Source organism: Streptomyces fractus (genome assembly GCF_049844455.1).
Lineage (GTDB): Bacteria > Actinomycetota > Actinomycetes > Streptomycetales > Streptomycetaceae > Streptomyces > Streptomyces fractus.
Window position 1 is genome coordinate 382169 of the sequence record NZ_JBMYHI010000002.1, and the last position, 23164, is coordinate 405332.

25 protein-coding genes are annotated in these 23164 nt (G+C 71.7%); 9 read left to right on the plus strand and 16 right to left on the minus strand.

All coding sequences use genetic code 11. The features are described 5' to 3' along the window. Positions 1-4: 4 nt before the first annotated feature. The gene (mftR, locus tag ACP4E5_RS03825) at positions 5-637 is read right to left on the minus strand and encodes a mycofactocin system transcriptional regulator (protein ID WP_425825269.1); all 633 of its coding nucleotides are present in this window, start codon (positions 635-637) and stop codon (positions 5-7) included. A 135-nt stretch (positions 638-772) separates the two neighbouring features. Here mftR and ACP4E5_RS03830 point away from each other — a divergent pair, with 135 nt between their 5' ends. Both ACP4E5_RS03830 and ACP4E5_RS03835 read left to right on the plus strand, forming a co-directional pair. Beyond that, positions 773-2569: an aldehyde dehydrogenase family protein gene (locus ACP4E5_RS03830; RefSeq protein ID WP_425825270.1), complete on the plus strand. Its 1797-nt coding sequence runs from the start codon at positions 773-775 to the stop codon at positions 2567-2569. A gap of 100 nt (positions 2570-2669) precedes the next feature. After that, the gene (locus tag ACP4E5_RS03835) at positions 2670-3434 is read left to right on the plus strand and encodes an SDR family NAD(P)-dependent oxidoreductase (protein ID WP_425825271.1); all 765 of its coding nucleotides are present in this window, start codon (positions 2670-2672) and stop codon (positions 3432-3434) included. Positions 3435-3436: 2 nt separating this feature from the next. Here the strand turns inward: ACP4E5_RS03835 and ACP4E5_RS03840 are convergent, their stop codons facing one another. The 7 genes from ACP4E5_RS03840 to ACP4E5_RS03870 all read right to left on the minus strand — a co-directional run bounded on the left by ACP4E5_RS03840 (position 3437) and on the right by ACP4E5_RS03870 (position 11083). Next, positions 3437-4285 carry an SDR family NAD(P)-dependent oxidoreductase gene (locus ACP4E5_RS03840; RefSeq protein WP_425825272.1) on the minus strand — a complete coding sequence of 283 codons (849 nt, stop codon included), beginning with the start codon at positions 4283-4285 and terminating at the stop codon, positions 3437-3439. Next, positions 4285-5862: an acyl-CoA synthetase gene (locus ACP4E5_RS03845; protein ID WP_425825273.1), complete on the minus strand. Its 1578-nt coding sequence runs from the start codon at positions 5860-5862 to the stop codon at positions 4285-4287. Before ACP4E5_RS03845 ends, ACP4E5_RS03840 begins: the two co-directional genes overlap by 1 nt. Before the next feature lie 66 nt (positions 5863-5928). Continuing rightward, on the minus strand, positions 5929-6690 hold the full coding sequence (locus tag ACP4E5_RS03850) for an SDR family NAD(P)-dependent oxidoreductase (protein WP_425825274.1): 762 nt from the start codon (positions 6688-6690) through the stop codon (positions 5929-5931). Next, positions 6687-7982, minus strand: coding sequence for an amidohydrolase family protein (locus ACP4E5_RS03855; RefSeq protein WP_425825275.1), 1296 nt, complete (start codon positions 7980-7982; stop codon positions 6687-6689). Before ACP4E5_RS03855 ends, ACP4E5_RS03850 begins: the two co-directional genes overlap by 4 nt. Positions 7983-8012: 30 nt before the next feature. Continuing rightward, on the minus strand, positions 8013-8333 hold the full coding sequence (locus ACP4E5_RS03860; RefSeq protein WP_425825276.1) for a hypothetical protein: 321 nt from the start codon (positions 8331-8333) through the stop codon (positions 8013-8015). An 88-nt stretch (positions 8334-8421) separates the two neighbouring features. Continuing rightward, positions 8422-9564 carry a thiolase family protein gene (locus ACP4E5_RS03865; protein WP_425825277.1) on the minus strand — a complete coding sequence of 381 codons (1143 nt, stop codon included), beginning with the start codon at positions 9562-9564 and terminating at the stop codon, positions 8422-8424. Further along, positions 9557-11083, minus strand: a complete 1527-nt coding sequence (locus ACP4E5_RS03870; protein WP_425825278.1) for a class I adenylate-forming enzyme family protein — start codon at positions 11081-11083, stop codon at positions 9557-9559. Before ACP4E5_RS03870 ends, ACP4E5_RS03865 begins: the two co-directional genes overlap by 8 nt. Before the next feature lie 107 nt (positions 11084-11190). Here ACP4E5_RS03870 and ACP4E5_RS03875 point away from each other — a divergent pair, with 107 nt between their 5' ends. Beyond that, positions 11191-11955 carry an SDR family oxidoreductase gene (locus tag ACP4E5_RS03875; protein WP_425825279.1) on the plus strand — a complete coding sequence of 255 codons (765 nt, stop codon included), beginning with the start codon at positions 11191-11193 and terminating at the stop codon, positions 11953-11955. A gap of 46 nt (positions 11956-12001) precedes the next feature. After that, a complete protein-coding gene (locus ACP4E5_RS03880; protein ID WP_425825280.1) occupies positions 12002-13027 on the plus strand; it encodes a 2Fe-2S iron-sulfur cluster-binding protein in 1026 nt (341 codons plus the stop codon). A gap of 24 nt (positions 13028-13051) precedes the next feature. Here ACP4E5_RS03880 and ACP4E5_RS03885 read toward each other — a convergent pair whose 3' ends face one another. From ACP4E5_RS03885 to ACP4E5_RS03920, 8 genes are all read right to left on the minus strand, one after another. After that, the gene (locus ACP4E5_RS03885) at positions 13052-13360 is read right to left on the minus strand and encodes a hypothetical protein (RefSeq protein WP_425825281.1); all 309 of its coding nucleotides are present in this window, start codon (positions 13358-13360) and stop codon (positions 13052-13054) included. A 110-nt stretch (positions 13361-13470) separates the two neighbouring features. Further along, complete coding sequence (locus tag ACP4E5_RS03890; protein WP_425825282.1) at positions 13471-13746, minus strand: hypothetical protein; 276 nt, start codon at positions 13744-13746, stop codon at positions 13471-13473. Positions 13747-13757: 11 nt separating this feature from the next. Continuing rightward, on the minus strand, positions 13758-13946 hold the full coding sequence (locus tag ACP4E5_RS03895; RefSeq protein WP_425825283.1) for a ferredoxin: 189 nt from the start codon (positions 13944-13946) through the stop codon (positions 13758-13760). Continuing rightward, positions 13943-15238, minus strand: coding sequence for a cytochrome P450 (locus ACP4E5_RS03900; protein WP_425825284.1), 1296 nt, complete (start codon positions 15236-15238; stop codon positions 13943-13945). Before ACP4E5_RS03900 ends, ACP4E5_RS03895 begins: the two co-directional genes overlap by 4 nt. Before the next feature lie 68 nt (positions 15239-15306). Beyond that, entirely contained in the window at positions 15307-16011 is a 705-nt protein-coding gene (locus ACP4E5_RS03905; RefSeq protein ID WP_425825285.1) for a TetR/AcrR family transcriptional regulator, read from the minus strand. Between the two features lie 6 nt (positions 16012-16017). Next, entirely contained in the window at positions 16018-16623 is a 606-nt protein-coding gene (locus ACP4E5_RS03910; protein ID WP_425825286.1) for a carboxymuconolactone decarboxylase family protein, read from the minus strand. Then, positions 16620-17489 carry an NAD(P)-dependent oxidoreductase gene (locus ACP4E5_RS03915; protein ID WP_425825287.1) on the minus strand — a complete coding sequence of 290 codons (870 nt, stop codon included), beginning with the start codon at positions 17487-17489 and terminating at the stop codon, positions 16620-16622. Before ACP4E5_RS03915 ends, ACP4E5_RS03910 begins: the two co-directional genes overlap by 4 nt. A 2-nt stretch (positions 17490-17491) precedes the next feature. Beyond that, entirely contained in the window at positions 17492-17878 is a 387-nt protein-coding gene (locus tag ACP4E5_RS03920) for a carboxymuconolactone decarboxylase family protein (protein ID WP_425825288.1), read from the minus strand. Between the two features lie 222 nt (positions 17879-18100). Here ACP4E5_RS03920 and ACP4E5_RS03925 point away from each other — a divergent pair, with 222 nt between their 5' ends. Genes ACP4E5_RS03925 through ACP4E5_RS03945 form a run of 5 tightly spaced genes read left to right on the plus strand, consistent with a single transcriptional unit; the run spans position 18101 to position 23163 of the window. Next, positions 18101-18934: an NAD(P)-dependent oxidoreductase gene (locus tag ACP4E5_RS03925; protein ID WP_425825289.1), complete on the plus strand. Its 834-nt coding sequence runs from the start codon at positions 18101-18103 to the stop codon at positions 18932-18934. A 35-nt stretch (positions 18935-18969) separates the two neighbouring features. Further along, the gene (locus tag ACP4E5_RS03930; protein ID WP_425825290.1) at positions 18970-19830 is read left to right on the plus strand and encodes a mycofactocin-coupled SDR family oxidoreductase; all 861 of its coding nucleotides are present in this window, start codon (positions 18970-18972) and stop codon (positions 19828-19830) included. 35 nt (positions 19831-19865) lie between these two features. Continuing rightward, a complete protein-coding gene (locus tag ACP4E5_RS03935; protein ID WP_425825291.1) occupies positions 19866-20075 on the plus strand; it encodes a ferredoxin in 210 nt (69 codons plus the stop codon). Between the two features lie 30 nt (positions 20076-20105). Continuing rightward, complete coding sequence (locus tag ACP4E5_RS03940) at positions 20106-21464, plus strand: cytochrome P450 (RefSeq protein ID WP_425825292.1); 1359 nt, start codon at positions 20106-20108, stop codon at positions 21462-21464. Between the two features lie 34 nt (positions 21465-21498). Then, complete coding sequence (locus ACP4E5_RS03945; RefSeq protein ID WP_425825293.1) at positions 21499-23163, plus strand: thiolase C-terminal domain-containing protein; 1665 nt, start codon at positions 21499-21501, stop codon at positions 23161-23163. Position 23164: the final 1 nt, after the last annotated feature.

The window sequence follows — 23164 nt, forward strand, 5'->3', positions numbered from 1 at the left end:
CCGACTACCTGGAAGAAGCCCCGCCTAGCCCGTCCTCGAGGCGTCGGATCGCCGTGTCGAGCAGCTCGCCCAGCTCCGCCTCCGGCACCGCGAGCCAGTGCTCGTACGCCGTCACCGCCGCCGCGAGGACCGTGTGGCCGAAGAGGCGGGGCAGCGCGTCGGACGCCGCGAGGCCGAGGCGCCGGGCCGCGAAGTCCGTGACGATGGCGCGCCATGAGCTGTACCGCAGGGTGGCGTCGGCCTGGAGCGTGGGCACCCGCAGGATGAGGTGCATGCGCTGCCGGTGCCAGGGCACGTCGGTGGCGTCGAACCGGTTGAAGTCGACGACGGCCGCGCGCAGCGCCGTCATGATGGGAACGTCCGGCCCGGTGGCGTTCAACAGCTCGCGGAACCCGTCCAGCTGCTGCTCGAAGTCGCCCCACACGAGGTCGTTCTTCGACGCGAAGTAGCGGAAGAACGTCCGCCGGGCGATGCCGGCCGCGCCCGCGATGTCGTCGACCGTCGTCGCGTCGAAGCCCTGCCGGGCGAAGAGTTCGAAGCCGATCCGTTCGAGCTCGGGCCGGGTCGTGGCACGCGGGCGGCCCCCTTTGGGCGCACGTACTCCGGGTTCGGCCACGCTGCTCGTCGGCGACTCCACATCCGCTCCTTCGTCCGGGGAACAAGATACCGCCCCCGGGTGAGAACATGGTTCTCTCGGAAGAGAAATGCGGATACCATCCAGGCGTTCCCTTCCCGTGTCCCTTCCGTAGTCCCGGTCGGCGAAGGAGCCGCCATGACCAAGTACGTCCTGCACGTAGAGTCCCGGCCCGCGAACGAGGAGGCCGTGGACGCGTTCAACCGCTGGTACGACGAGGTCCACCTGCCCGAGATGGTGGCGCTCGACGGCTTCGCGTCCGCCGTCCGCTACGCCCCACAGGAGCCCGGGGGGCCGTACATCGCGCACTACGAGATCGAGGGCGATCCGCAGCAGGCGATGAAGAACGTGACCGCGGCGGCGTCCGACGGCCGGCTGCACATGGCCGACGTGATCAGCATGGAACCCGCGCCCCGCATGCGGATCCTGCACCTCACCACGGAGTACCCCGGGCCCGGGCCGCACTCGGAGCAGCGGCCCGCGCGGCGTCAGCTCATCGACGGGCGACTCGTCGCGTCCGACGCCACGTTCGCCTCGTACAACCCGGCCACCGGCACACTGCTCGGCCTCGCCCCCGAGGCCACCGAGGAGCAGGCGCGGCAGGCCGTGGCCGCCGCCCGCCGCGCTTTCGACACCACCGGCTGGGCCACCGACCCGGAACTGCGCCGCCGCTGCCTGGACCAGCTGCACCACGCCCTCGTCGAACACAGCGAGGAACTGCGGGAGTTGACGATCGCGGACGCCGGCTCGCCGCGCATGCTCACCTATGCCGCACAGTTGGACGAGCCGATCGAGCTGGTGCGGTACTACGCGGACCTGCTCCGGGACCACTCGTTCGTCGACGACATGGGTGTGGTCGAGTACCAGGGGCAGCGCCACCACCGCTGGGTGGAGTGGGAGGCGGCCGGGGTCGCCGCCGCGATCGTCCCGTACAACTACCCGAACCAGCTGGCCCTCGCCAAGCTGGCCCCCGCCCTCGCGGCCGGCTGCACGATCGTCCTCAAGGGCGCGCCCGACACGCCTCTCGTGACCCTGGCCCTCGGCGAGCTGATCGCCGAGCACACCGACATCCCCGCCGGCGTCGTCAACATCCTTTCCTCGTCGCGGGCTTCGGTCGGCGAGGTGCTCACCACCCACCCCGATGTGGACCTGGTGAGCTTCACCGGGGCGAGCCCGACCGGGCGGCGGATCATGGCGGCGGCGAGCGACACCGTCAAGCGGGTCTTCCTCGAACTCGGCGGCAAGTCGGCCCTGGTGGTCCTCGACGACGCCGACTTCAAGAACACCGCCACGTACGCGGCGTACATGATCTGCCTGCACTCCGGGCAGGCCTGCGCGATCACCTCGCGGATGCTGGTACCGCGCCGCCACCACGACGCGATCGTCGAACAGGTGGCGCGGCGCATGGAACGGGTGCGCGTCGGCGACCCGAACGACCCCAAGACGTACATGGGCCCCCTCATCAGCGAGCGACAGCGCGACAAGGTCGACGGCATGGTGCGGCGAGCGGTCGCCGCGGGCGCCACGCTCGTCACCGGCGGACAGCGCGTCGATCCGGGCTACTTCTACACGCCCACCCTCCTCGCGAACGTCGACCCGGACAGTGAGATCGCCCAGGACGAGGTGTTCGGCCCGGTCCTCGCCGTGATCCCGTACGACGACGATGACGACGCCGTGCGCATCGCGAACAACTCGGTCTACGGGCTGTCCGGCGCCGTGCAGAGCGCCGACCGGGAGCGGGCGCTCGCGGTGGCGCGGCGCATCCGCACCGGCACGTTCAGCATCAACGGCGGCAACTACTTCTTCTCCGACACCCCGTTCGGCGGCTACAAGCAGTCCGGCATCGGCCGGGAGAAGGGCGTCGCGGGCCTGGAGGAGTTCATGGAGCGCAAGACCTTCGGCGAGGTGGTCGACGCGGCGGGAGAGGGTCGATGACTGCCCTCGACCGCCGCGGTGTCATCGGCAGGGAACAGGAGGAGGGGCGGGCGCTGATCGACCGGCTCCTCACATCATTGACGGGCGAGGAGGCGATCGCGTGAGCGGGACGACACAGCGGCGTACGGCACTGGTGACCGGCGGGGGGTCGGGCATCGGGCGGGCCATCGCGCTGCGGATGGCGGCCGACGGCTTCGCCACCGCCGTCCTCGACCTCAACAAGGAGGCCGCCGAGGCGGTCGCCGAGGAGGCGCGGAAGTGCGGTCACGAGGCGATGGCGGTCGGCGGCGTCGACGTCTCGGACCGCGCGCAGGTGGACGCCGCGGTGGAGCAGGTCCGCACCGCGTACGGGCCGGTCCTCGTCCTCGTCAACAACGCCGGGAAGACGGGCTTCAAGGAGTTCCTGAACATCACGGACGAGGCCTGGGACACGATCCTGGCCGTGAACCTCAGCGGCCCGTTCTATCTCTGCCAGGCCACGATCCCGCACATGATCGAGGCCGACTGGGGCCGCATCGTCAACATCTCGTCGTCCAGCGCGCACTCGGGGCAGCAGTACATGACGCACTACGTCGCGTCGAAGTCCGGGCTCATCGGCCTCACCAAGTCCCTGGCGCTGGAGTTCGGGCCCAAGGGCATCACCGTGAACACCATCCCACCGGGGTTCGTGGACACGCCCATGCTGCGCGGCTCGGAGCAGCGGGGGCTGCTCGGGCACTCGGTGGAGGACATCGCGAAGGTCACTCCGGTGCGGCGGGCCGGCCGTCCGGAGGACATCGCGGCGGCGTGCTCGTACCTGGTGTCCGAGGAGGCCGGTTACGTCACCGGGCAGATCATCGGGGTCAACGGGGGACGCAACACCTGAGGTCACATGCCGGGGACGTGGTTCGCCCAGCCCGTCCCCGGCCAGTTGAACCAGCCCGACGAGGCGTACGTGCCGCCGTCCGGATGCAGCGTCGTGCCGGTGACGTACGACGAGAGGGCCGACGCCAGGAAGACGACGCATCCCGAGACGTCCTCGGGCAGGCCCGCACGGGCCATCGGGATGGCGGTGGCGAGCGCCTCGGGTGTGGTGAGCGGGGCGTCCCCCTCGTCCCCATCCCCCGCGAGTCTCCGCAGGCCCGGGGTGGGCACGTAGTCCGGGGCGACGTTGTTGACGCGGATGCCGTCCGGTGCGAGTTCGACCGCCAGCGTGCGGGCGAACTGCTCGACGGCCGCCTTCGCCGCCGCGTACACCGCGAAGCCCGGGGCGGCGCGATGGGCCTCGATCGTCGACACGTTGACGATGCTGCCGCCCCTGCCGCCGGACCGGATCCGTGGCACGGCGAGCGAGCAGGCGTGCAGGACGTGGGTGAGGTTGGTGCGGATCAGGGCGTCCCAGCCGCGCGGCCGGGTCTCGGTGAAGGGGGCGCGGAAGGTGCCTCCGACGACGTTGACGAGGGTGTCGAGACGGCCCCACCGCGCGTCCACGGCCTCGAACAGGTCCCGCAGCGCCGACTCTTCGCGTACGTCTCCGACGCGTACGAGGGTGTCGTGGCCCGCGAGTGCCTTCTCCAGTGCGCGGGCCGCCTCCTCGTCGCGGTCGATGACGGCCGTGCGGACTCCGTTGGCGGCCAGGTCGCGCACGATCGCGGTGCCGAGGCCGCCGGCGCCGCCCGTGATCACGGCGACGGTGCCGGCCAGGCCCGCTCTGCTCCCGAACCAGTCGTCCGCCATCAGATCACCCGCGAGTCGTGGCCCTGCCAATAGCGTTCACGCAGGCGCCGTTTGTAGAGCTTGCCGTTGGGGTCGCGGGGCAGGTCGTCGGTGAAGTCGACGGAGCGCGGGCACTTGTACGTCGCCAGCTCCGAGCGGCAGTACGCTACCAACTCGGCCGCCAACTCCTCGCCGCCGACGGCCCCTTCGGCGGGCTGCACCACCGCCTTGACCGCCTCCCCCATCTCGTCGTCCGGCACCCCGATGACCGCGACGTCGGCGACCGCGGGGTGCCCGGCCAGCACGTTCTCGGCCTCCTGCGGGTAGATGTTGACACCCCCGGAAATGATCATGTGGGCGCGGCGGTCGGTGAGGTACAGGTAGCCGTCCTCGTCGAGACGGCCGATGTCGCCGAGCGTGCGCCGGCCGTGGGCGTCGGTGACCGAGGCCGTCTTCTCCGGGTCGTTGTGGTACGCGAAGGGGCGGCCGCCCTCGAAATACACCAACCCCTCACGTCCGGGCGGCAGTTCGTCGCCGGTTGTCTCGTCGACGATGTGGCACGGCGTGGCGGGTCTGCCCACGGAGCCGGGGTGTGCGAGCCACTCCTCGGCGGTGATGGCGGTGTTGCCGATGTCCTCGGTGCCCGCGTAGTACTCGTGGACGATCGGCCCCCACCAGTCGATCATGCGCCGCTTCACCGGGACCGGGCAGGGCGCTCCGGTGTGCACGACGACGCGCAGGCTGGACGTGTCGTGGCGGGTGCGTTCCGCGTCCGGGAGGCGCAGCATGCTCACGAACATGGTCGGCACGAACTGGGCCTGGGTGACGCGGTGGTGTTCGATGGTCTCCAGGCAGTGGCGCGGGTCGAAGCCGTCCATCAGGACGACGGGGACACCGAGCCGCTGCATGGACATCGAGTAGACGAGCGGCGCCGAGTGGTAGAGCGGCGCCGGGCTGAGGAACACGTCGCCGGGGCGCAGTCCGCCGCCGTTGGCGCCGATGCCGCGGGCGATGAGCGCGGGCGCGGCCGTGGGGTCGCCGAACGGGGCGTTGGAGAGTTCCTTGCGAACTCCCTTGGGGCGTCCGGTGGTTCCGGAGGAGTAGAGCATCTCGCGCCCTTCGGTCTCCTCGGCCTCCGGAAGCGGTTCGTGCGCGGCGATCACCTCGTCGAGCGGTTCCCAGTCCTTGAGTTCGCCGATCGCGCACAGGCGCACCGGGATGCGCGTCAGGTCGAGTCCGGCGACGATGTCCGTCATCCGCTCGGAGGCGACGAGGGCGCGGGCGCCGCAGTCGTCGAGGATGTACTGGGCCTCGGCCGGGTGCAGGTGGTGGTTGAGGGCGGTGTAGCGCAGTCCCGAGCGCTGGGCGGCCCACGCGGCGACGAGGAAGGTCGGGTGGTTCTCCATGAGCAGCGCGATGCCGTCGCCGGGTCTCAGTCCTTTGGCCCGTAGTGCGGCGGCGAGGCGCGCCGACCGGTCGTCGAGTTCGGCGAAGGTGAGGTTCCGTGTGCCGTCGGCCATGATGACGGCCGGGCGGTCGGGTGTGCGGTGTGCGTGGGCGCGTGGTGTGAGCTGTGTGCGCTGTGCGAGCGGCTCCAAGGGGACCTCCCCGTAGAAACTCCCGACCGGTCTGGTGGTCCAGCGGTCCGGCGGTCCGGTGAGACGTCAGATGACCAGGCCGCCGTCGACCGGCAGCACCTGCCCGGTCACGAAGGAGGCGGCGTCGGAGGCCAGGAACACGAACGCCGGTGCCACCTCGGCGGGTTCGGCCCAGCGGGCGAGCGGGATGCGGGCGAGCATGCCCGCGGCGAACCTCTCGTCGGTGCGGATCGTCTCGGTCATCGGCGTCGCGGCGAGCGGGGCGACGGCGTTGACGAGGATGTTCTTCCGGGCCAGTTCGCGGGCCAGGGACTTGGTCAGGCCGATGATGCCGGCCTTGGCGGCGGAGTAGTTGACCTGGCCGAGGGTGCCGGTGAGACCGGCGGACGACGTGACGTTGATGATGCGGCCGGTGCCGTCCACGGGGAGGTGCGCGAGGGCTGCCTGCGCGCAGCTGAACGTCCCGAGGACGTGGATGTCGAGGAGGGCGCGGACGCTGTCCTCCGTCAGCTTGGGGAACATAGCGGGCGCGGTGACACCGGCGTTGTTGACGAGGATGTGCAGGGTGCCGCCGGCGAGCGCCGCGGCCCGCGCCACGGCGTCGTCGGCGGCGGCGCGGTCCCGGACGTCGAGGGCGGCGCCTTCCGCCTTGCCGCCGTCGGTCCGGATGGCGGCGGCCGACTGCTCGGCCGCCTCGCCGTCCACGTCGGTGACGAGGACGGCGGCGCCCGCGTCGGCCAGGGCGCGGGCGACGGCGGCGCCGATGCCACCGGGCGCGCCCGCGCCGGTGACCAGGGCGGAGCGGCCGGTGAGGTCGAAGGGGTTCACTGCGCCGCCGCCGTGGCCGCGCGGGCCCGCGCCCGGAACGCCTCCAGCTTCTGGGAGGGCTCGATGACCCGCTTGCTGCGCGCCTGGATGGACACGTCGTGGCCCGCGGAGCGTCGCCGCAGGGCGCCGACCGTGGCCTCCTCCTTCTTGATGTGCGTGAAGGGGTCGAAGGAGTACCAGCGCATGGCGTTCTGGTACGTCATCTTGTCGGTGTCCTCGTCGGGGACCTGATGGTCGGCGAGCACGCCGTGCAGTTCCTCGGGGGCGTTCGGCCACATCGAGTCGCTGTGCGGGTAGTCCGCCTCCCAGCAGATGTTGTCGATGCCGATCTCGTGGCGCAGCTTCACGCCGATGGGGTCGCTGATGAAGCAGGTGAGGAAGTGCTCGCGGAACACCTCGCTGGGCAGCTTCCCGCCGAAGTCCTGGAGCGTCCACGTGGCGTGCATCTCGAAGGTGCGGTCGATGCGCTCCAGGAAGTACGGGATCCAGCCGGTGCCGCCCTCGGACAGCGCGATCTTCAGGCCCGGGTACTCCTTGATGGGGCGCGACCAGATGAGGTCGGCGGCGGCCTGGACGAGGTTGAGCGGCTGAAGCGTGATCATCGCGTCCGGCGGCGAGTCCGCGGAGGGGACCGCGAGGCGGCCGGAGGAGCCGATGTGCAGGTTCATCACGGTGTCGGTGTCGCAGAGCGCCTGCCACAGCGGATTCCAGTACTCGTCGTGGAAGCTGGGGAAGCCCATGGCGCCCGGGTTCTCGGTGAACGTCAGGGAGTGGCAGCCCTTCTCGGCGACCCGCCGCACCTCCTTGACGCAGGCGTCGACGTCCCAGATCGCGGGCAGCGCCATCGGGATGAAGCGGCCGGGGTGGGCGCCGCACCATTCGTCGATGTGCCAGTCGTTGTAGGCGCGTACCAGCGCGTACGACAGGTCGCTGTCCTCGGTCTCGAAGAGGCGGGCGGCGAAGCCGGGGAAGGACGGGAAGTTCATCTGGGCGAGGATGCCGCCTGCGTCCATGTCCTTGACGCGTTCGTGCACGTCGTAGCAGCCGGGGCGGATCTCGTCGAGGCCCTGGGGTTCGAGGCCGTACTCCTCCTTGGGGCGACCGGCCACCGCGTTGAGCGCGACGTTGGGCAGGACGGAGTCGCGGAAGCGCCACACGTCGGTGCCGTCCTCGCGGTGTTCCAGGCGGGGGGCGTCGTCCCGGTACTTGGCCGGGAGGTGGTTCACGAACATGTCGGGCGGTTCGATGATGTGGTCGTCGACGCTGATGAGTATGAGGTCTTCGTGCTGCATGGCCGAGTGCCTTCCGTCCGATCCGCTGGGTCAGTCCGACGCGGGCAGCGCCTTGGCCGCCTTGATGGTCATCGGGGCGCCGTCGCAGGCGAGCGCCCCCGATCCGGAGGCGGTGCAGAGCAGTTCGAGGGTGTTCGCCCCGTCCACGTAGCGCTTGCCGATGAGAGTGGCGGACTCGCCGGTGGGGCCGCCCGCCGGCGGGGGCGCCGCGTCGGCCGTGACCATCGGCTTGCCGCCGCAGGTGATCGCGGGGGCCCGGTCGGCCGGTGCCCGGATGACGATGACGCGAACTCCGCATACGGCGCTGGCCAGTTGGAGGCCGGGGTGGAGTTCCCGGACGGCTGACGTCATGGACGGCTCCTCACTGCTGGTTCCCCATCGCTGCGGAAACTAGCTTCTCGCTGGGCGGTAATCAAGATTTCGCACGGAACTCGGGCCGTCACGGCGCCGGAACCTCCACCACCACGGCCGACCCCATCCCGCCGCCCGCGCACATCGCGGCGACGCCGAGACCGCCTCCCCTGCGGCGCAGTTCATGGACGAGCGTGACCAGCATCCGGCCTCCGGTCGCGGCGACGGGGTGGCCGAGCGAGCAGCCGCTGCCGTTGACGTTGACCGTGTCGGGGTCGAGGTCGAGACGGCGCACGACCGCCACGCACATCGACGCGAACGCCTCGTTGATCTCGTACAGGTCGACGTCGCCGGTGCTCAGCCCCGCGCGGGCCAGCGCCTTCGGGATCGCCTGCACGGGGGCGAGTCCGGTGTCGGCGGGGTCGACGCCGACGGAGGCCCAGGCCCGGACCGTGGCGAGCGCGGGCAGGCCGAGGCGGTCGCTGACGACGGCCAGGGCCGCGGCGGCGTCGTTGCCGCCCGCCGCGTTGCCCGCGGTGATGCTGAAGCCGTCGATCTCGGGGTGCAGCACCTTGAGCCCGGCCAGCTTCTCGGCCGAGGTGTCCCGGCGCGGGTGCTCATCGGTGTCGAACAGTCCGTGCGGGGTCTCGACGGGCACGACCTCGTCCTTGAAGCGGCCCTCGTCGATGGCGCGGATCGCGTTGCGGTGCGAGCGCAGCGCCCAGGCGTCCATGTCCTCGCGGGAGATGCCCGCGGCGACGGCGGCGTTCCAGCCGACCGTGATCGACATGTCCAGGTTGGGGGCGTCGGGCCGGTCGGGGTGGGTGGGCGGCACCCACGGCTCGTCCCCGAAGCGCAGCCGCGGCGACGTGGACGCCGAGTTCACGCCGCCCGCGATCACCACCTCGTCCATCCCGGAACGGATCGAGGCCGCCGCCGACTGCACGGCGGCCAGCGACGCGGCGCAGTGCCGGTTGTGGGCGAGGCCCGGCACGGTGGTCAGGCCGGCGGTCAGTGCGGCGTGCCGGGCGATGACGCCGCCGCCGTAGAGGCCCTCGGCCAGCATGACGTCGTCGATGCGGTCGGGCTCGACGCCGAGTTCGGCGAGGCGCGCGGCGCTCACGCGGACGATGCGGTCCGCGAGGGTGTAGGCGTCGGTGTCGCGCAGGGTGCCCTTGCGGGCGGTGCCCACGGGGGTGCGCAGTGCGGAGACGATCACGGCTTCAGGCATGGGACTTCTCCGGGTTGTCCAGCTCGGCGGATGAGGCGGATGAGGCGGGTGAGGCGGATGTGGCTGACGCAGCGGACGCGGCGGGTTCGGCCAGTTCGGCGATCAGCGTGCGGCGCAGCAGCTTTCCGGTCCCCGTGCGCGGCAGTTCGGCGCGGAGGACGACGGTGTCGGGGGTCTTGGAGGTACGCAGCCGGTCCCTCGCCCACAGCCGGATCTCCTCCGGCTCGACACCTTCCTCGCCGCTGACGAGGACGGCGACGATCCGCTGCCCCCACTCCTCGTCCGGCACCCCGATGACGACCGCCTCGCGCACGGCGGGGTGTTCGAGGAGGACGTCCTCGATCTCGGCGGGAGCGATGTTCTCGCCGCCGCGGATGATGGTGTCGTCGGCGCGGCCCTCGACGTAGAGGTAGCCGTCGGCGTCGAGCCGCCCCAGGTCGCCGGTGGGGAACCAGCCGTCCGCGTCGAGCACGCTGCGGCCCCGGTACTCGCCGGAGATCTGCTCGCCCCGCACGTGCACGAGACCGGTACTCCCCGGCGGGCACGACTCCCCGTCCACCGTGCGCAGTTCGATCTCGACGCCCGGCAGCGGGCGGCCGACCGAGGTGAGCCGGTCGCGGACGACCGGGTCGTCGCCGGTGAGCGCGGCGCGGTGGTCCCCCGGGCCGAGCACCGCGATCGACGAGGAGGTCTCGGTCAGCCCGTAGGCATTGACGAAGTCCGTGTCAGGGAAGGCCCGCAGCGCCTTCTCGACAACGGTGCGCGGGGCGCGCGCCCCGCCGTACGCGAGGCTGCGCAGGGTGGGCACGCCGGCGTCCTCGCCCGCGGGGAGCTCATCGACGATGCGGGCGAGCATCGTCGGCACGAGCATCGCGTGGGTGACCTTCTCGCGGCGCACGGCGGCGAGCCACTCGTCGGCGGAGAACGCCCGCAGGTACACCACGCGCCGCCCGGTGTAGAGGTTGGACATCAGATTCGTGAGGCCGGCGATGTGGTACGGCGGGACGGCGACGAGCGCCGCGTCGCCCTCGGCCGCGGAGTTGAACTCCAGGGTGTTCAACACGTAGGCGAGCAGGTGCCGGTGGCGCAGCAGGGCGGCCTTGGGGGCCGCGGTGGTGCCGCTGGTGTAGAGGATCACGGCGACCGCGTCCTGGTCCCAGGGCGCCGGTACGTCACCGCCCGAGGGCTCGCCGGTGGCGTCGAGCAGCCCTTCCAGGTCGTCGGGGCCGATGCGGACCGCGCCCGGGTGCCGCCCCTCGATCTCCGCCAACTGATCCGCCCCCAGGCGGTAGTTGAGCGGCACGAACGGGACGCCGGCCAGGGCGCAGCCGAACAGCGCGACCGGATAGGCGAGGTGGTTGGGCGCGCGGTACAGCACCGCCGGAGCGCCGCGGAAGCGCTCGGTGGCGCGGCGCGCGAGGGCGAGGATCCGGGCGGCGGACAGGGAGCGGTCGTCGAGCGTGACCGCGGGCCGCTCCCCTGCCGATGCGGCCATCTCAAGGGTCATCAAGATGTTCATGAGAGTGCTATTCTCGCTTCAGTAGAGCGAGACTTTCAAGAGTGACGGCACCAGTGACCACATCAGTGGGAACACCCTCAACAACCCTTCGGGAGTGGGGAGTACAGATGCAGATCACCGGAAGCTCCGCGATCGTGGTCGGCGGCACGGGGGGCCTCGGCGAGGCCACCGTGCGCCGACTGCACGCGGCGGGCGCGCAGGTCGTCGCCGCCGACGTCAACGACGAGAAGGGCAAGGCGCTCGAGGCGGAGCTCGGCATCCGGTACGTCCGCACCGACGCCACGGACGAGGACAGCGTCAACGCCGCGCTCGCCGAGGCCGAGGCGGCGGGACCGCTGCGCATCGTCGTCGACGTGCACGGAGGGCCCGCGACCGGCGGCCGACTGGTCGGCAAGGACGGCAGCCCGCTCCCCCTGGACGGGTTCCGCACCACCATCGACTACTACCTGACCTCCGTCTTCAACGTGCTGCGCCTCGGCGCGGCCGCGCTCGCCCGCCAGGAACCCCTGGAGGAGGGCGGCCGCGGCGTCATCGTCACGACCGCGTCCATCGCCGCGTACGAGGGCCAGATCGGCCAGCTGCCCTACGCGGCGGCCAAGGGCGGCGTCGCGAGCATGACGCTGGTCGCGGCCCGCGACCTGTCCCCGCTGGGCATCCGGGTCACGACCATCGCGCCCGGCACCATCAACACGCCCGCGTACGGGAAGGCCGGCGATCAACTGGAGGCGTACTGGGGGCCGCAGGTGCCGTTCCCGAAGCGCATGGGGCGCAGCGAGGAGTACGCGGCGCTGGTCCAGGGGCTGTGCGAGAACGACTACTTGAACGGCGAGGTCGTCCGGCTGGACGGCGCGCTGCGCTTCCCGCCGAAGTAGGCGTCACCTCGCGTCAGTTCCTCCCCGCACGAGATGAAGGAGGCCCATGCCGAGCCCCCCGCTGTTCCGGCGCGCGACCGTGACACGGATCGTCCAGGAGACCGCCGACGCCCGTACGTTCACGCTCGCGCCGCTCGACGGGCCGCTCACGTACGAGGCGGGGCAGTACTGCATCTTCCGCATCGTGGTCGACGGGCGTCCGGCGCCGCGCGCGTACTCGTTCTCGAGCGCGCCCGGCTTCGACGAGGAGATCACGACGACCGTGAAGCGGGTGCCCGGCGGCGTCGCGTCGAACTGGCTGCACGACCACGTCCGCGAGGGCGACGAGCTCGAACTGACGGCGGCGCGCGGCAAGTTCACCCTGCGTCCCGCCGACACCCCGCTTCTCGGGTTCTGCGGCGGCAGCGGCATCACGCCGGTCCTCTCCCTCGCCAAGAGCGCGCTCGTGGGCACCGACCGCCGTATCCGGCTGCTGTGCGCGGACCGGGACCGCGGCGGGGCCATCTTCCACGACGCGCTGGGCGAGCTGGCGGCGCGCCGTCCGGGCCGGCTGGAGGTCGTGCGTCATCTCGACGACGTGCGGGGCTATTTGACGGCTGCCGACATCAAGGAGTTCGTCGGCGCCGACGCGGGGGCCGACGCGTATGTGTGCGGGCCCGAGCCGTTCATGGAGCTGGTGGAGTCGGCTCTGGCGGGCACGGGGCGGGTGTTCAGCGAGCGCTTCGGGGGCGGCGAGGCACCCGCACCCGCGCCCCCTGCCGCCGCACCGCCTGCCGCCGCACCACCGAAGGCGGCGGGCACCGTCACCGTCGTCATGCAGGGGCGCCGCGCGACGATCGCCAAGCGCCCCGGCGAGACCCTGCTCCAGAGCGCGCGCCGCGCCGGCTTCGCCCCGCCGTTCTCCTGCGAGGCGGGCAACTGCGCGACCTGCATGGCGATCCTGCGCGAGGGCACGGCCACGATGCGGGCCAACGACGCGCTCATGGACGACGAGGTCGCCGAGGGATACGTACTGACCTGCCAGGCGGTGCCGGACGACGACGCGGAGTCCGTGGTCGTCGAATACGAGTGAGCCGGCACCGACCCTCGACGGCCGTCAGACGGCCATGCCGTACACGATGGTGAAGACGGTGCCGAGCGAGCCGATGATGAACACCCCGGTGAGCCCGGCGATGATCAGTCCCTTGCCCTGTTCCGCGCTGAACGTGTCACGCAGCGCGGTCGCACCGATCCGCTGCTTGGCGGCGCCCCAGATCGCGACGCCGAGGCAGAGCAGGATCGCGACGGCCATCACGACCTGGATCATCGTCTTCGCCTCGGTGCCCAGGGCGCCGAACGGGCCCCAGTCGGGGGCGATGCCTCCGATGATCGTGGTGATGTCGCCCTTGTCGGCGGCGAGCAGCATGTCGGATCCTCCGTGGGGGTGCGCAGGGTCGCCCGCCCACCGGCGGGCGCGGCCTGCTCCCCATGGTGTCCTTCATCGCGCGGTTCCGGGGCCGGTTCCACCGGTCGGATTCAGGCGCGGTCCCCCGGGTCGCACAGCACGAGGATCGCGCGGGCGACGAGTTCGCTGCCGCTGCCCAGCTGGTCGCTGTAGCGGGCGATGGTGTCGCGCACGGCGCCGGTGAAGGACGGGTCGATGCCGCGCGGTCCTGTCGGTGCGGGCAGTTCGCGCACCATCGCCCTTCGGCGGCGCAGCAGTTCGATGATCTCGTCGTCGAGCTCACGCAGCTGGTCGCAGGACGGCATTCGCGCGTCACCCGCGAAAGCGGAGGCCACATTGATCGTCACAGCGCATCCCCTCAGTGGACGGTGATGGCGCGCTCCGGGCAGGCCCGGGCCGCGACCCGTACGTCGTTCTCGTGCTCGGCGGGGATCTCCTCGGCGAGGACCACCGCGTATCCGTCGTCGCTGAGGTCGAAGACCTCGGGGCAGGTGGAGCAGCAGATGCCGTGCCCGCGGCAGCGGTCGTCGTCGACGGTGGCCCTCACCGGTCTACCCCCTGTCCCGCCGGGGTGAATTCCAGGTGGAGCCGGGTGAGTCCGCGCAGGATGTACGTCGGTACGTAGTGGTAGCGGCGGGCGTCGGCCGGGCCGTGGTGTTCCTCGGAGATCCGGATGTCCTCGGTGCGGTCCAGGAGCCGCTCGATCGCGACCCGTGCCTCCGCGCGGGCGAGCGGTGCGCCGGGGCAGGTGTGCGGTCCGCGTCCGAAGGCCAGGTGGCGGCGGACGCCGGGGCGTTCGACGTCGAAGGTGTCGGGGTTCTCGAACCATTCGGGGTCGCGGTTGGCCGCGCCGTTGAGCACCATCACGGTGGTGCCGGCGGGCAGTTCGACGCCGCCGAGCTCGACGGGCACCTTGGAGAGCCGGAAGTCGCCCTTGACGGGGGACTCGATGCGCAGGCACTCCTCGACGAACGGGCCGATCAACTGCCGCTCGGCGCGCAGCCGCCGCTGGAGTTCCCGGTCGTCGCCGAGGATCTTCAGGGCGGTGCTGAGCAGTCGTACGGTGGTCTCCTGGCCCGCGGCGAACAGGTTGGCGGCGACCCGGACGGCCGCTTCGACGTCGGGCAGCGTCCCGTCGGGGAACCTGGCCGTGGCCAGACCGGTCAGCACGTCGGAGCGGGGCTCGCGGCGGCGCTCCTCGATGTAGCGGGAGAACCGTCCGTAGAGGAACTCCAGTGGTGTGTGGCCGAGTTCGTCCTGTTCGGTGCTGCCGATCGCGCCGCGGCCTCGCGGGCGTCCCTGCAGTTCCTCGGCGAACTCCTCGCGGTCCTCCTCGGGCACCCCGAGCAGATCGGCGATGACGAGCAGGGTGAAGGGTCCGGCGAAGCCGCTGATGAACTCGCCCTCCCCGGGGGCGAGGAAGTCCTCGATCATGCCGTCGGCCAGCCGCCACATCGCCTCCTCGTTCTCCTTGAGGCGCTTGGGTGTGATCAGCCGCATCAGGAGCGAGCGGTGGTCGGTGTGCACCGGCGGGTCCAGCGTGGGCAGTTGATCGCTCATCGGCAGTTCGTCGCGGTGCCGCTCGATGAGCGCGGAGACGTCGTCGCCCTCCAGGGGGACGGGGAAGCCGGGGAACGGGCCGGTCACGGAGACGCACGCGGAGAAGCGCTCCGTGTCGTTGTAGACCTCCACGGCCTCGTCGTAACCGGTGACCAGTACGACGTCGTGGTGCTTCTCGCGTTGCACGGGGCACTGCCCCCGCACGGCCTCGAAGTACGGATACGGATCGGCCACGACCTCTTCGTCGCGGAAGAAGTCGACCTCCTCCAAGTCCCTCACGCTGGCGCCCCTTTCAGGTACATCGAACTCTGCCGTGCCGTGCATCCGCGTGTGCCGCCCGAACGATATCAACCATCTCGATTCCGGAGAAGGGCGTTTCCGTTGCCGTTCGGCCGCCCCTGGGCGGCCAGCCCGTGGGCGAGCAGGTCCCACAGCGCCTCCGCGTCTCCACCGCGCGTACGCACCGGCGCCCCGCTGAGCACCAACGCGAAGGAGTTGAACATGATGGCCTGCAACATCGCCCCCGCCACCGCGCGGCAGTCGAGATCCGGCCGCACGGAGCCCTCCGCGCCCGCCTCGTCGAGGATCTCCTCCAGCAGTGCGAAGATCGGGGCGAAGGCGCGGGCGGCCTCCTTGGGGTCGTCGGTCAGCAACTGCTGGGCGAACTCGGCCATACCGAGGATCTCCACGGAGCGTGCGGAGCTCGGCCGCGTCGGCGGGCGGCACAGCCGGTGGTACTCGACGGTGAAGCGGCGCAGCCGGCCCAGCGCGTCCGGCTCCGCGGCGATCGCCTCGCGCAACCGGGCCGCGGTCTTGAACACCGACTCCTCCAGCAGCGCGAGCAGCAGTTCGTGCTTGCCGCTGAAGTTCTGGTAGAAGCTGCGCAGCGACTGCCCGGACTGCTTCACGACCTCCTGGACCGTGAAGTCCTTGCCCGACTCCCCGGCGAGCAGCTCGAGCGCGGCGTCGAGGAACCCCTGCACACGCTTCTCGGCGCGTACGCGCACCGGGTCCACGGTGCGGGCCACGGCCTGTTCACGCCAGCTCGCCACGCGGCGTCACGCCTTGAGGTCGTCGTCGAGTGCCACGTCGAAGGTCCTGAACACCATGGCGACCGTGTCGTACGCGCCGACGCTGAACACCACGTCCATCAGCTGCCGCTCGTCGAGGACCTTCGTGAGGCCCCGCCAGGTGGTGTCGGCGATCCGCGCGTCGCCGATCAGTTCGTCCGCGGCCCGCAGCAGGAACCGCTCCTCGTCGCTCCAGCCGTCGGCCTCGGGCCCCGCGCCGACCCGCTCGATCTCCGCGTCCGTCATGCCCGCCTCGTTGCGGGCGATCCACACGTGCTGCCGCCACTCGTACGTGGCCTCGCGCAGCGCGCTGATCCGCAGGATCAGCAGTTCGCGCTGGCGGATGGTGAGGGTGGTGGCGAAGAGGAGGTGGCCGTTGAAGACGTTGAAGGCGCGGGTCAGTTCGGGGTAGTGGGCCAGTACGCCGAGGGCGTTGAGGCCCTTGGGGCGCTTGGCCCCCTTCTCGGGCACCGGGTGCGTGGGGGTCGCGGGAGTGAGGGCGGCCAGCGCCTCGTGCATCTGGGGCGGCCACTGGCGGACCGGCAGCGGGGCCATGCGGGGACCGGTCGACCCGGCCTCGGGTGTGGTGGTCATGCTTCGCCCCTCCTGGTGGCCTCGAGATACGGATACACGCGGGTGAAGTCGACGCCCGGCTCGGCCTCGGCGAACCGGCGCCACAACGCACCGATGAGCGCGCCGACCTCACCAGGTCCGCCCTGCTCGGCGACGGCTCCCAGATACAGCTCGACGTCCTTGGCCATCAGGGAGTTGGCGAACCCCGAGTCGTAGCTGCCGGTGAGGACGTGGCGGGGGAACTTGTCCTCGGTGGCGCCGCTGCGCCCGCTGGATGCGTTGAGGACGTCCATGAGAACCGCCGGGTCGAGCCCCGCGGCGCGGCCGAAGGCGAGCGCCTCGCTGGTGGCGGCGAGGGCGGTGGCGGACAGGAAGTTGTTGGCGAGCTTCGCCGCCTGCGCCGGGCCCGGCCGCTCCCCCACCCTGCGGCGCCGCTCGCTCAGGTCGGCGAGCACCGGTTCGATCGCGGCGCAGACCTCGTCGGGGGCGGCGTACATGACGGTGAGCGTGCGGGCGCGGGCGCCCGCGACGCCGCCGGACACGGGGGCGTCGGCGTGCCCGATGCCGCGTTCGGCGAGCAGTGCGGCGACGCGCCGCGCGGCACTCACACCGACCGTCGAGGTGTCCACCACGTACGCGGTGCGACGGTCGGCCGTGTCCGCGATCTCGCGCGCGACCTTCTCACTGACGTTCCCGTCGGGCAGCGAGAGCACCAACACCCGGGCGCCTCGCGCGACTTCGGCGACATCCTTGCAGGCGACGGCCCCGGCCGGGGTGCGTTCCGCGCCCGCGCTGTCGTGGGCGAGGACCTCGTGGCCGCGCTCCACGAGGTTGGCGGCGAGCGCGCCGCCCATGTTGCCGAGCCCGACGAAACCGATCGTCGCCATCGTCAGACCTCGTCCGTGGCGGGCGTCGCGACCTCGGTGAGGCAGCGGCGGGCGGCGTTCCCGGCCGGCACGCCGCAGTACGCGGCGATCTGGAAGGGCAGCTCGTCGATCTCCCGCTGTGTGACGCCCGCGCGCGGCGCGGCGGTGGCGTGGACGCGGAACTCCTCCATGCGCCCGAGCGCGGCGGTCATGGCGAGGACCAGCAGACTGCGGTCGCGCGTACTGAGCGCGCCGGCGCGGGCCCACACGCCCCACGCCGTCTCGGTGATGTAGTCCTGGAACTCGGCCACGGCGGGCCGCTGGTCGCGGACGGCGGCGTCGACGTAGGCGTCACCGAGCACGGCCCTGCGCATGGCGCGGGCGTCCTTCGGTGGCTCGGGGTGGGCCACGGTGCCTCCTGGTACGGAGAGTTGACGCAAGTTCGGTTTCCCTCGATTGAGAATATGGTTCTCACGATCGCCGGGCAACAGGGCCCGCGCCCGGACGGGGCGGGGAGAAAGTCACCACCGACACCTTCCGCCGACCCGTGGGCGAGATTACAGTTCTCGCGAAACGGAAGGGGTGTTCTTGTGGCGCACGGATCACCTGAGCCACCCGGCGCCGGATCGCCCGTGAAGCGGATCGGGTTCGCCGGCGCGGGACGCATGGGACTGCCCATGGTGCGCCGCCTGGTGGCGGCCGGACACGAGGTGCGCGCCGTGGGGCGCACGGCCGGGCGCCGCGCCGCGCTGAGCGAGGAAGGCACCGAGGCCGTCGCGCGCGTCGAGGAGGCGGCCGAGGACGTCGACGCGTTCATCGTCTGCGTGTTCACCGACCGGCAGGTACGGGAGGTGTGCCTCGACGGCGGACTGCTCGACACGCTGCCGCCGGGCACGCCACTGGTCGTCCACACCACGACGAGCCCGCACACCGTCCGCGAGATCGCCGCCCGCGGCGTCGCCGTGCTCGACGCCCCGGTCAGCGGCGGCCCGCACGACATCGCGGCCGGCCGGCTCACCGTCTTCGCGGGCGGCGACGAGGCCACGCTCGCGCGGCTGCGTCCGGTGCTCGCGGCGTACGCGGACCCGGTGCTCGCGGTCGGCCCGGTGGGCGCGGGACAGACGGTGAAGCTGGTCAACAACGCTTTGTTCACGGCGCAGTTGGGACTGGCCGCCGAGGCGGCGCGGCTCGGCCGCGAGCTCGGCGTCGACGAGGCGGTGCTCCTTGACGCGCTCGGCCACGGCAGCGCCGCGAGCCGGGCCCTCGCGGGGGCGGCGTCACGGGGTTCGGCCGACCGGTTCATCGGCGACGTACGGGAGTTCGTGGACAAGGACGTGGCCGTGGTCCGGCGGACCGCGGAAGGGCTCGGCGCGCGGCTCGGCGCCCTGGAGGCGGCACTCGCGGCGCTGGATCGCGCAGCGACGCACGGTGGCGCGCAGGCGGAGCGCCCAGGCACCAGTTCGTAACGGCAGCAGCAGGAAACACGACAAGGGGAAGCGGCATGGGGCGAGTCGAGGGCAAGGTCGCGTTCATCACCGGTGCGGGACGCGGGCAGGGCCGCAGTCACGCGGTGCGGCTCGCGGAGGAGGGGGCCGATGTCGTCGCGATCGACCTGTGTCGCGACTACGAGACGGTCGACTATCCGATGGCCACGCCGGAGGACCTGAAGGAGACGGCGCGGCTCGTGGAGAAGGCGGGCCGCAAGGCGCTGCCCATCCAGGCCGACGTGCGCAGTATGGACGCCATGCGGGACGCGGTGGCCCGCACGGTCGCCGAGTTCGGCGGCGTCGACATCGTCGTCGCACAGGCAGGCATCGCACCGCTCCAGGGCACGCCGCCGCTTCAGGCCTGGTCCGACGCCATCGACGTCGACCTGGTCGGCAGCATCAACGCCATCCAGGCCGCCCTGCCGCATCTGCGCGAGGGCGCCTCCGTCATCGCGACCGCCTCGACGGCCGCGCTGATGGAGCACGGCATCGTGGAGAACCCGGGCTCCAACCCGGGCGGCGCCGGCTACGCGTACGCCAAGCGGGCCCTGTCGGAGTACATGCACGAACTGGCCCGCAATCTCGCCCCGTTGAAGCAGCGCGCCAACGTCGTGCACCCCACGAACTGCAACACGCAGATGTTGCAGAGCGAGCCGATGTACAAGTCGTTCCGCCCGGACCTGGAGCACCCCACCCGCCAGGACGCGGAGCCCGGCTTCGCCGTGCAGCAGGCGATGCCCATCCCGTACGTGGAGCCCATCGACATCAGCAACGCGGTCCTCTTCCTCGCCTCCGACGAGGCCCGCTACATCACCGGCGTGCAGCTGCGCGTGGACGCGGGGGGCTATCTCAAGTGGTACGACTGGCGCCGCTGACGTCTCGTCACCATGGCTCTACGAAAGGTTTGTTGATGAAGGTCAGTGTCGACCAGGACCGCTGTCAGGGGCACACCCTCTGCGCCATGATCGCGCCGAAGGTGTTCCAGCTGAGCGAGATCGACGGGCACTCCTCGCCGATCGACGAGACCGTGACCGCGGGCGACGAAGAGGCCGCGCGGGAGGCGGTGCGCTCCTGCCCGGAGCGGGCCATATCCCTCACCGAGTCCACGTCCACGGGCTGACGGCCCGCCCACAGGGAGAGAAGGACCACCGTGACCACGGACGACGAGGCGGCCCGCAAGAGCCGCCGGTACGAGTTCGACCGGCACGCCCCGGACTACCGGGAGCGGTTCGTCGAGATCACCGAGGAGATGCAGGGCGGCTGCCCGCTGGCCTGGACCGACACCCACGGCGGGCACTTCGTGGCGGCGGGCCACCAGACGGTCTTCGACATCGCGCGCTCGGCCGACAAGCTCTCCAACGACCACGACGTCAACGGCGAACGCCGCGGCTACCGCGGGATCACCATCCCGCCGCCACCGCCCGACCAGGGTTTTCGCGGCGGTTTCCTGGAGATGGACCCGCCGGAGCAGCGCTACTACCGGCAGGCGCTGAACCCGTATCTGTCGCCCGCCGCGGTGCAGCGCTGGATCCCGTTCCTCGACGAGCTGATCCGGGCCTGCCTGGACGAGCGGATCGAGTCGGGGCGCATCGACTTCGTGGAGGACCTCGCCAACCCGGTGCCCGCGGTGTTCACCCTCGCCATGATGGGGATCCCGCTGAAGAACTGGCAGATCTACAACGAGCCCGCGCACGCCGGCGTCTACACGCCGCCGGACTCCTCCGACAGGGCGCGCGTGCGCGAGCTGCACCTGACGATGATGCGGGACCTGTTCGAGCAGATGGCGGCGATCCGCGACGACCCGCGGCCGGGGCTCGTGAACGCGGTCCTCACCGCGGACCTCGGCGGCGCGAAGGCGTCCGACATGGACCTGCTCGGAGTGCTCGCGCTGCTGATCGGCGGCGGCTTCGACACGACGACGGCGCTCACCGGCCGTTCCGTGGAGTGGCTCTCGCAGCACCCCAAGGAGCGCGAGCGCCTCAGCCGGGAGCGGGACACGCTGCTCGACACCGCCACCGAGGAATTCCTGCGCTTCTTCACCCCGGCGGTCGGCGACGCCCGCACCGTGGCCGTGGACTGCGAGATGGCGGGCCAGGAGTTCAAGGAGGGCGACCGGCTCTGGCTGTCGTGGGCGATGGCCAACCGCGACCCGGCCGTGTTCCCCGACCCCAACACCGTGGACATGGAGCGCAAGGGAAACCGGCACCAGGCGTTCGGCCTCGGCATCCACCGCTGCATCGGCTCCAACGTGGCACGCGTCGTCTTCAAGCGGATGATCACGCACGTCCTCGACCGGATGCCGGACTACGTGTGCGAGGCGGAGGGGACGGTGCACTACGACTCCGTCGGCATCATCAACGGCATGCGGCACCTGCCCGCGACGTTCACACCGGGGCCGCGGCTCGGCCCCGGGCTCGACGAGACCCTGGACAAGCTCCAGAAGGCCTGCGACGAGCAGGATCTGGCCGCTCCGGTGACCGCGCGCGGCCAGCGGGCCGACATCCGCTGACCGCTTCCGGTCCCCGACCTGTGGAGGAGCCCCTGTGGCACGGCGTTCGCTGCCCCTGCTCACCGATGACACCGCGTTCTTCTGGACGTCCGGCGCGGACGGCCGGCTCCGCTTCCAGCGGTGCGCGGACTGCTCCGCGCTGAACCATCCGCCGCTGCCGGTATGCCGCCGCTGCCGCGGTCACGAACTGGCCGTCACCGAGGTCGCGGGCACGGCCACCCTGGTCTCCTTCACCGTCAACGAGCGCTTCCCCGCGCCCGGTCTCGAACCGCCGTACGTGGTGGCACGGGTGGCCGTGGACGAGGATCCGCGGGTCAGGCTCACGACCAACGTCGTCGGCTGCGAGGCGTCCGAACTGCGGCTCGGCATGCGCCTGGAGGCCGTGTTCGAGCGGGTCGAGGACGTGTGGCTGCCGCTGTTCCGGCCGTGTGCCGAGCAGCCGGACCCGCTGCCCGACCTGCCGCCCGACGAGCCCGGTCCCGAACGGATCAGAGCGCTGGTCCGGCCCCCGGCGAGCGCCGACCGCTTCGAGCACCGCGCGGCGCTGACCGGCACCGGCGCCTCCCGCATCGGCCGCCGCCTCGGGCTGCCGCCGCTGGCACTGACCGTAGAGGCCTGCGAGCGGGCCGTCGCCGACGCGGGACTCACCCTCGACGACATCGACGGCCTGGCCACGTACCCGGGCTCCGGTATCACCGCCGGGATGGGCGAGGGCGGTGTCACCGCCGTGGAGGGCGCGCTCGGCATCAGGCCGACGTGGCACAACGGCGGCATGGACACGTTCGGCCCGGCCGGCTCGGTGATCGCGGCGATGCTCGCGGTCGCGGGCGGCCTGGCCCGACACGTGCTGTGCTTCCGCACGGTGTGGGAGAGCACGTACACCCGGCAGATGCGCGAGGGGCTGCGGCCGGTGCCGAGCCAGGACCGGGTCACGGACGCGGCGCAGTGGGTCGCCCCGTTCGGCGCGAGCCCGGCCGCGATCCACCTCGCGCAGAACGCGCAGCGTCACTTCCACGAGTACGGCACGACCCGCGAGACGCTCGGCTGGATCGCCCTCAACCAGCGGGCGAACGCCGCGCTCAACCCCGAGGCGATCTACCGCGACCCGCTCACCATGGACGACTATCTGTCGGCTCGGCCCATCTCCAGCCCCTTCGGCCTCTACGACTGTGATGTGCCGTGCGACGCGTCGATCGCGGTCGTGGTGTCGGCCGTCGACGCGGCACGGGACCTGCCGAAGCCGCCCGTCCTCGTCGAGGCGGTCGGCACACAGCTCGTCGAGCGCCTGGAGTGGGACCAGACCACGTCGACACACGAGCCGCAGGTGCTCGGGCAGTCGGCGCACCTGTGGACCCGTACCGAACTGCGACCGGACGACGTGGACGTGGCGCTGCTGTACGACGGCTTCACCGTCAACTGCCTTTCCTGGATAGAGGCGTTGGGCTTCTGCGGTATCGGCGAGGCCAAGGACTTCCTGGACGGCGGCAAGAACATCGCCCGTGACGGGGTACTGCCCGTGAACCCGCACGGCGGTCAGCTCTCGCACGGCCGCACCCACGGCATGGGCCTGCTCCGCGAGGCGATCACCCAGCTGCGCGGCGAGGGCGGCGCCCGGCAGATCACCGGCGCCCGCACCGCCGTGGTCAGCACCGGGGGCCTCACACCGAGCGGGGTCATGCTGCTGCGAGCGGACGGATGAC

Bases quoted from the DNA above. Each gene is read 5' to 3' on its own strand.
- ACP4E5_RS03915 (WP_425825287.1), bottom strand. From the start codon at position 17,489: ATGGCGACGATCGGTTTCGTCGGGCTCGGCAACATGGGCGGCGCGCTC.
- ACP4E5_RS03875 (WP_425825279.1), top strand. From the start codon at position 11,191: ATGCAGATCACCGGAAGCTCCGCGATCGTGGTCGGCGGCACGGGGGGC.
- ACP4E5_RS03830 (WP_425825270.1), top strand. From the start codon at position 773: ATGACCAAGTACGTCCTGCACGTAGAGTCCCGGCCCGCGAACGAGGAG.
- ACP4E5_RS03930 (WP_425825290.1), top strand. From the start codon at position 18,970: ATGGGGCGAGTCGAGGGCAAGGTCGCGTTCATCACCGGTGCGGGACGC.
- ACP4E5_RS03840 (WP_425825272.1), bottom strand. From the start codon at position 4,285: ATGGCGGACGACTGGTTCGGGAGCAGAGCGGGCCTGGCCGGCACCGTC.
- ACP4E5_RS03860 (WP_425825276.1), bottom strand. From the start codon at position 8,333: ATGACGTCAGCCGTCCGGGAACTCCACCCCGGCCTCCAACTGGCCAGC.
- ACP4E5_RS03935 (WP_425825291.1), top strand. From the start codon at position 19,866: ATGAAGGTCAGTGTCGACCAGGACCGCTGTCAGGGGCACACCCTCTGC.
- ACP4E5_RS03865 (WP_425825277.1), bottom strand. From the start codon at position 9,564: ATGCCTGAAGCCGTGATCGTCTCCGCACTGCGCACCCCCGTGGGCACC.
- ACP4E5_RS03885 (WP_425825281.1), bottom strand. From the start codon at position 13,360: ATGCTGCTCGCCGCCGACAAGGGCGACATCACCACGATCATCGGAGGC.
- ACP4E5_RS03880 (WP_425825280.1), top strand. From the start codon at position 12,002: ATGCCGAGCCCCCCGCTGTTCCGGCGCGCGACCGTGACACGGATCGTC.
- ACP4E5_RS03910 (WP_425825286.1), bottom strand. From the start codon at position 16,623: ATGACCACCACACCCGAGGCCGGGTCGACCGGTCCCCGCATGGCCCCG.
- ACP4E5_RS03855 (WP_425825275.1), bottom strand. From the start codon at position 7,982: ATGCAGCACGAAGACCTCATACTCATCAGCGTCGACGACCACATCATC.
- ACP4E5_RS03870 (WP_425825278.1), bottom strand. From the start codon at position 11,083: ATGAACATCTTGATGACCCTTGAGATGGCCGCATCGGCAGGGGAGCGG.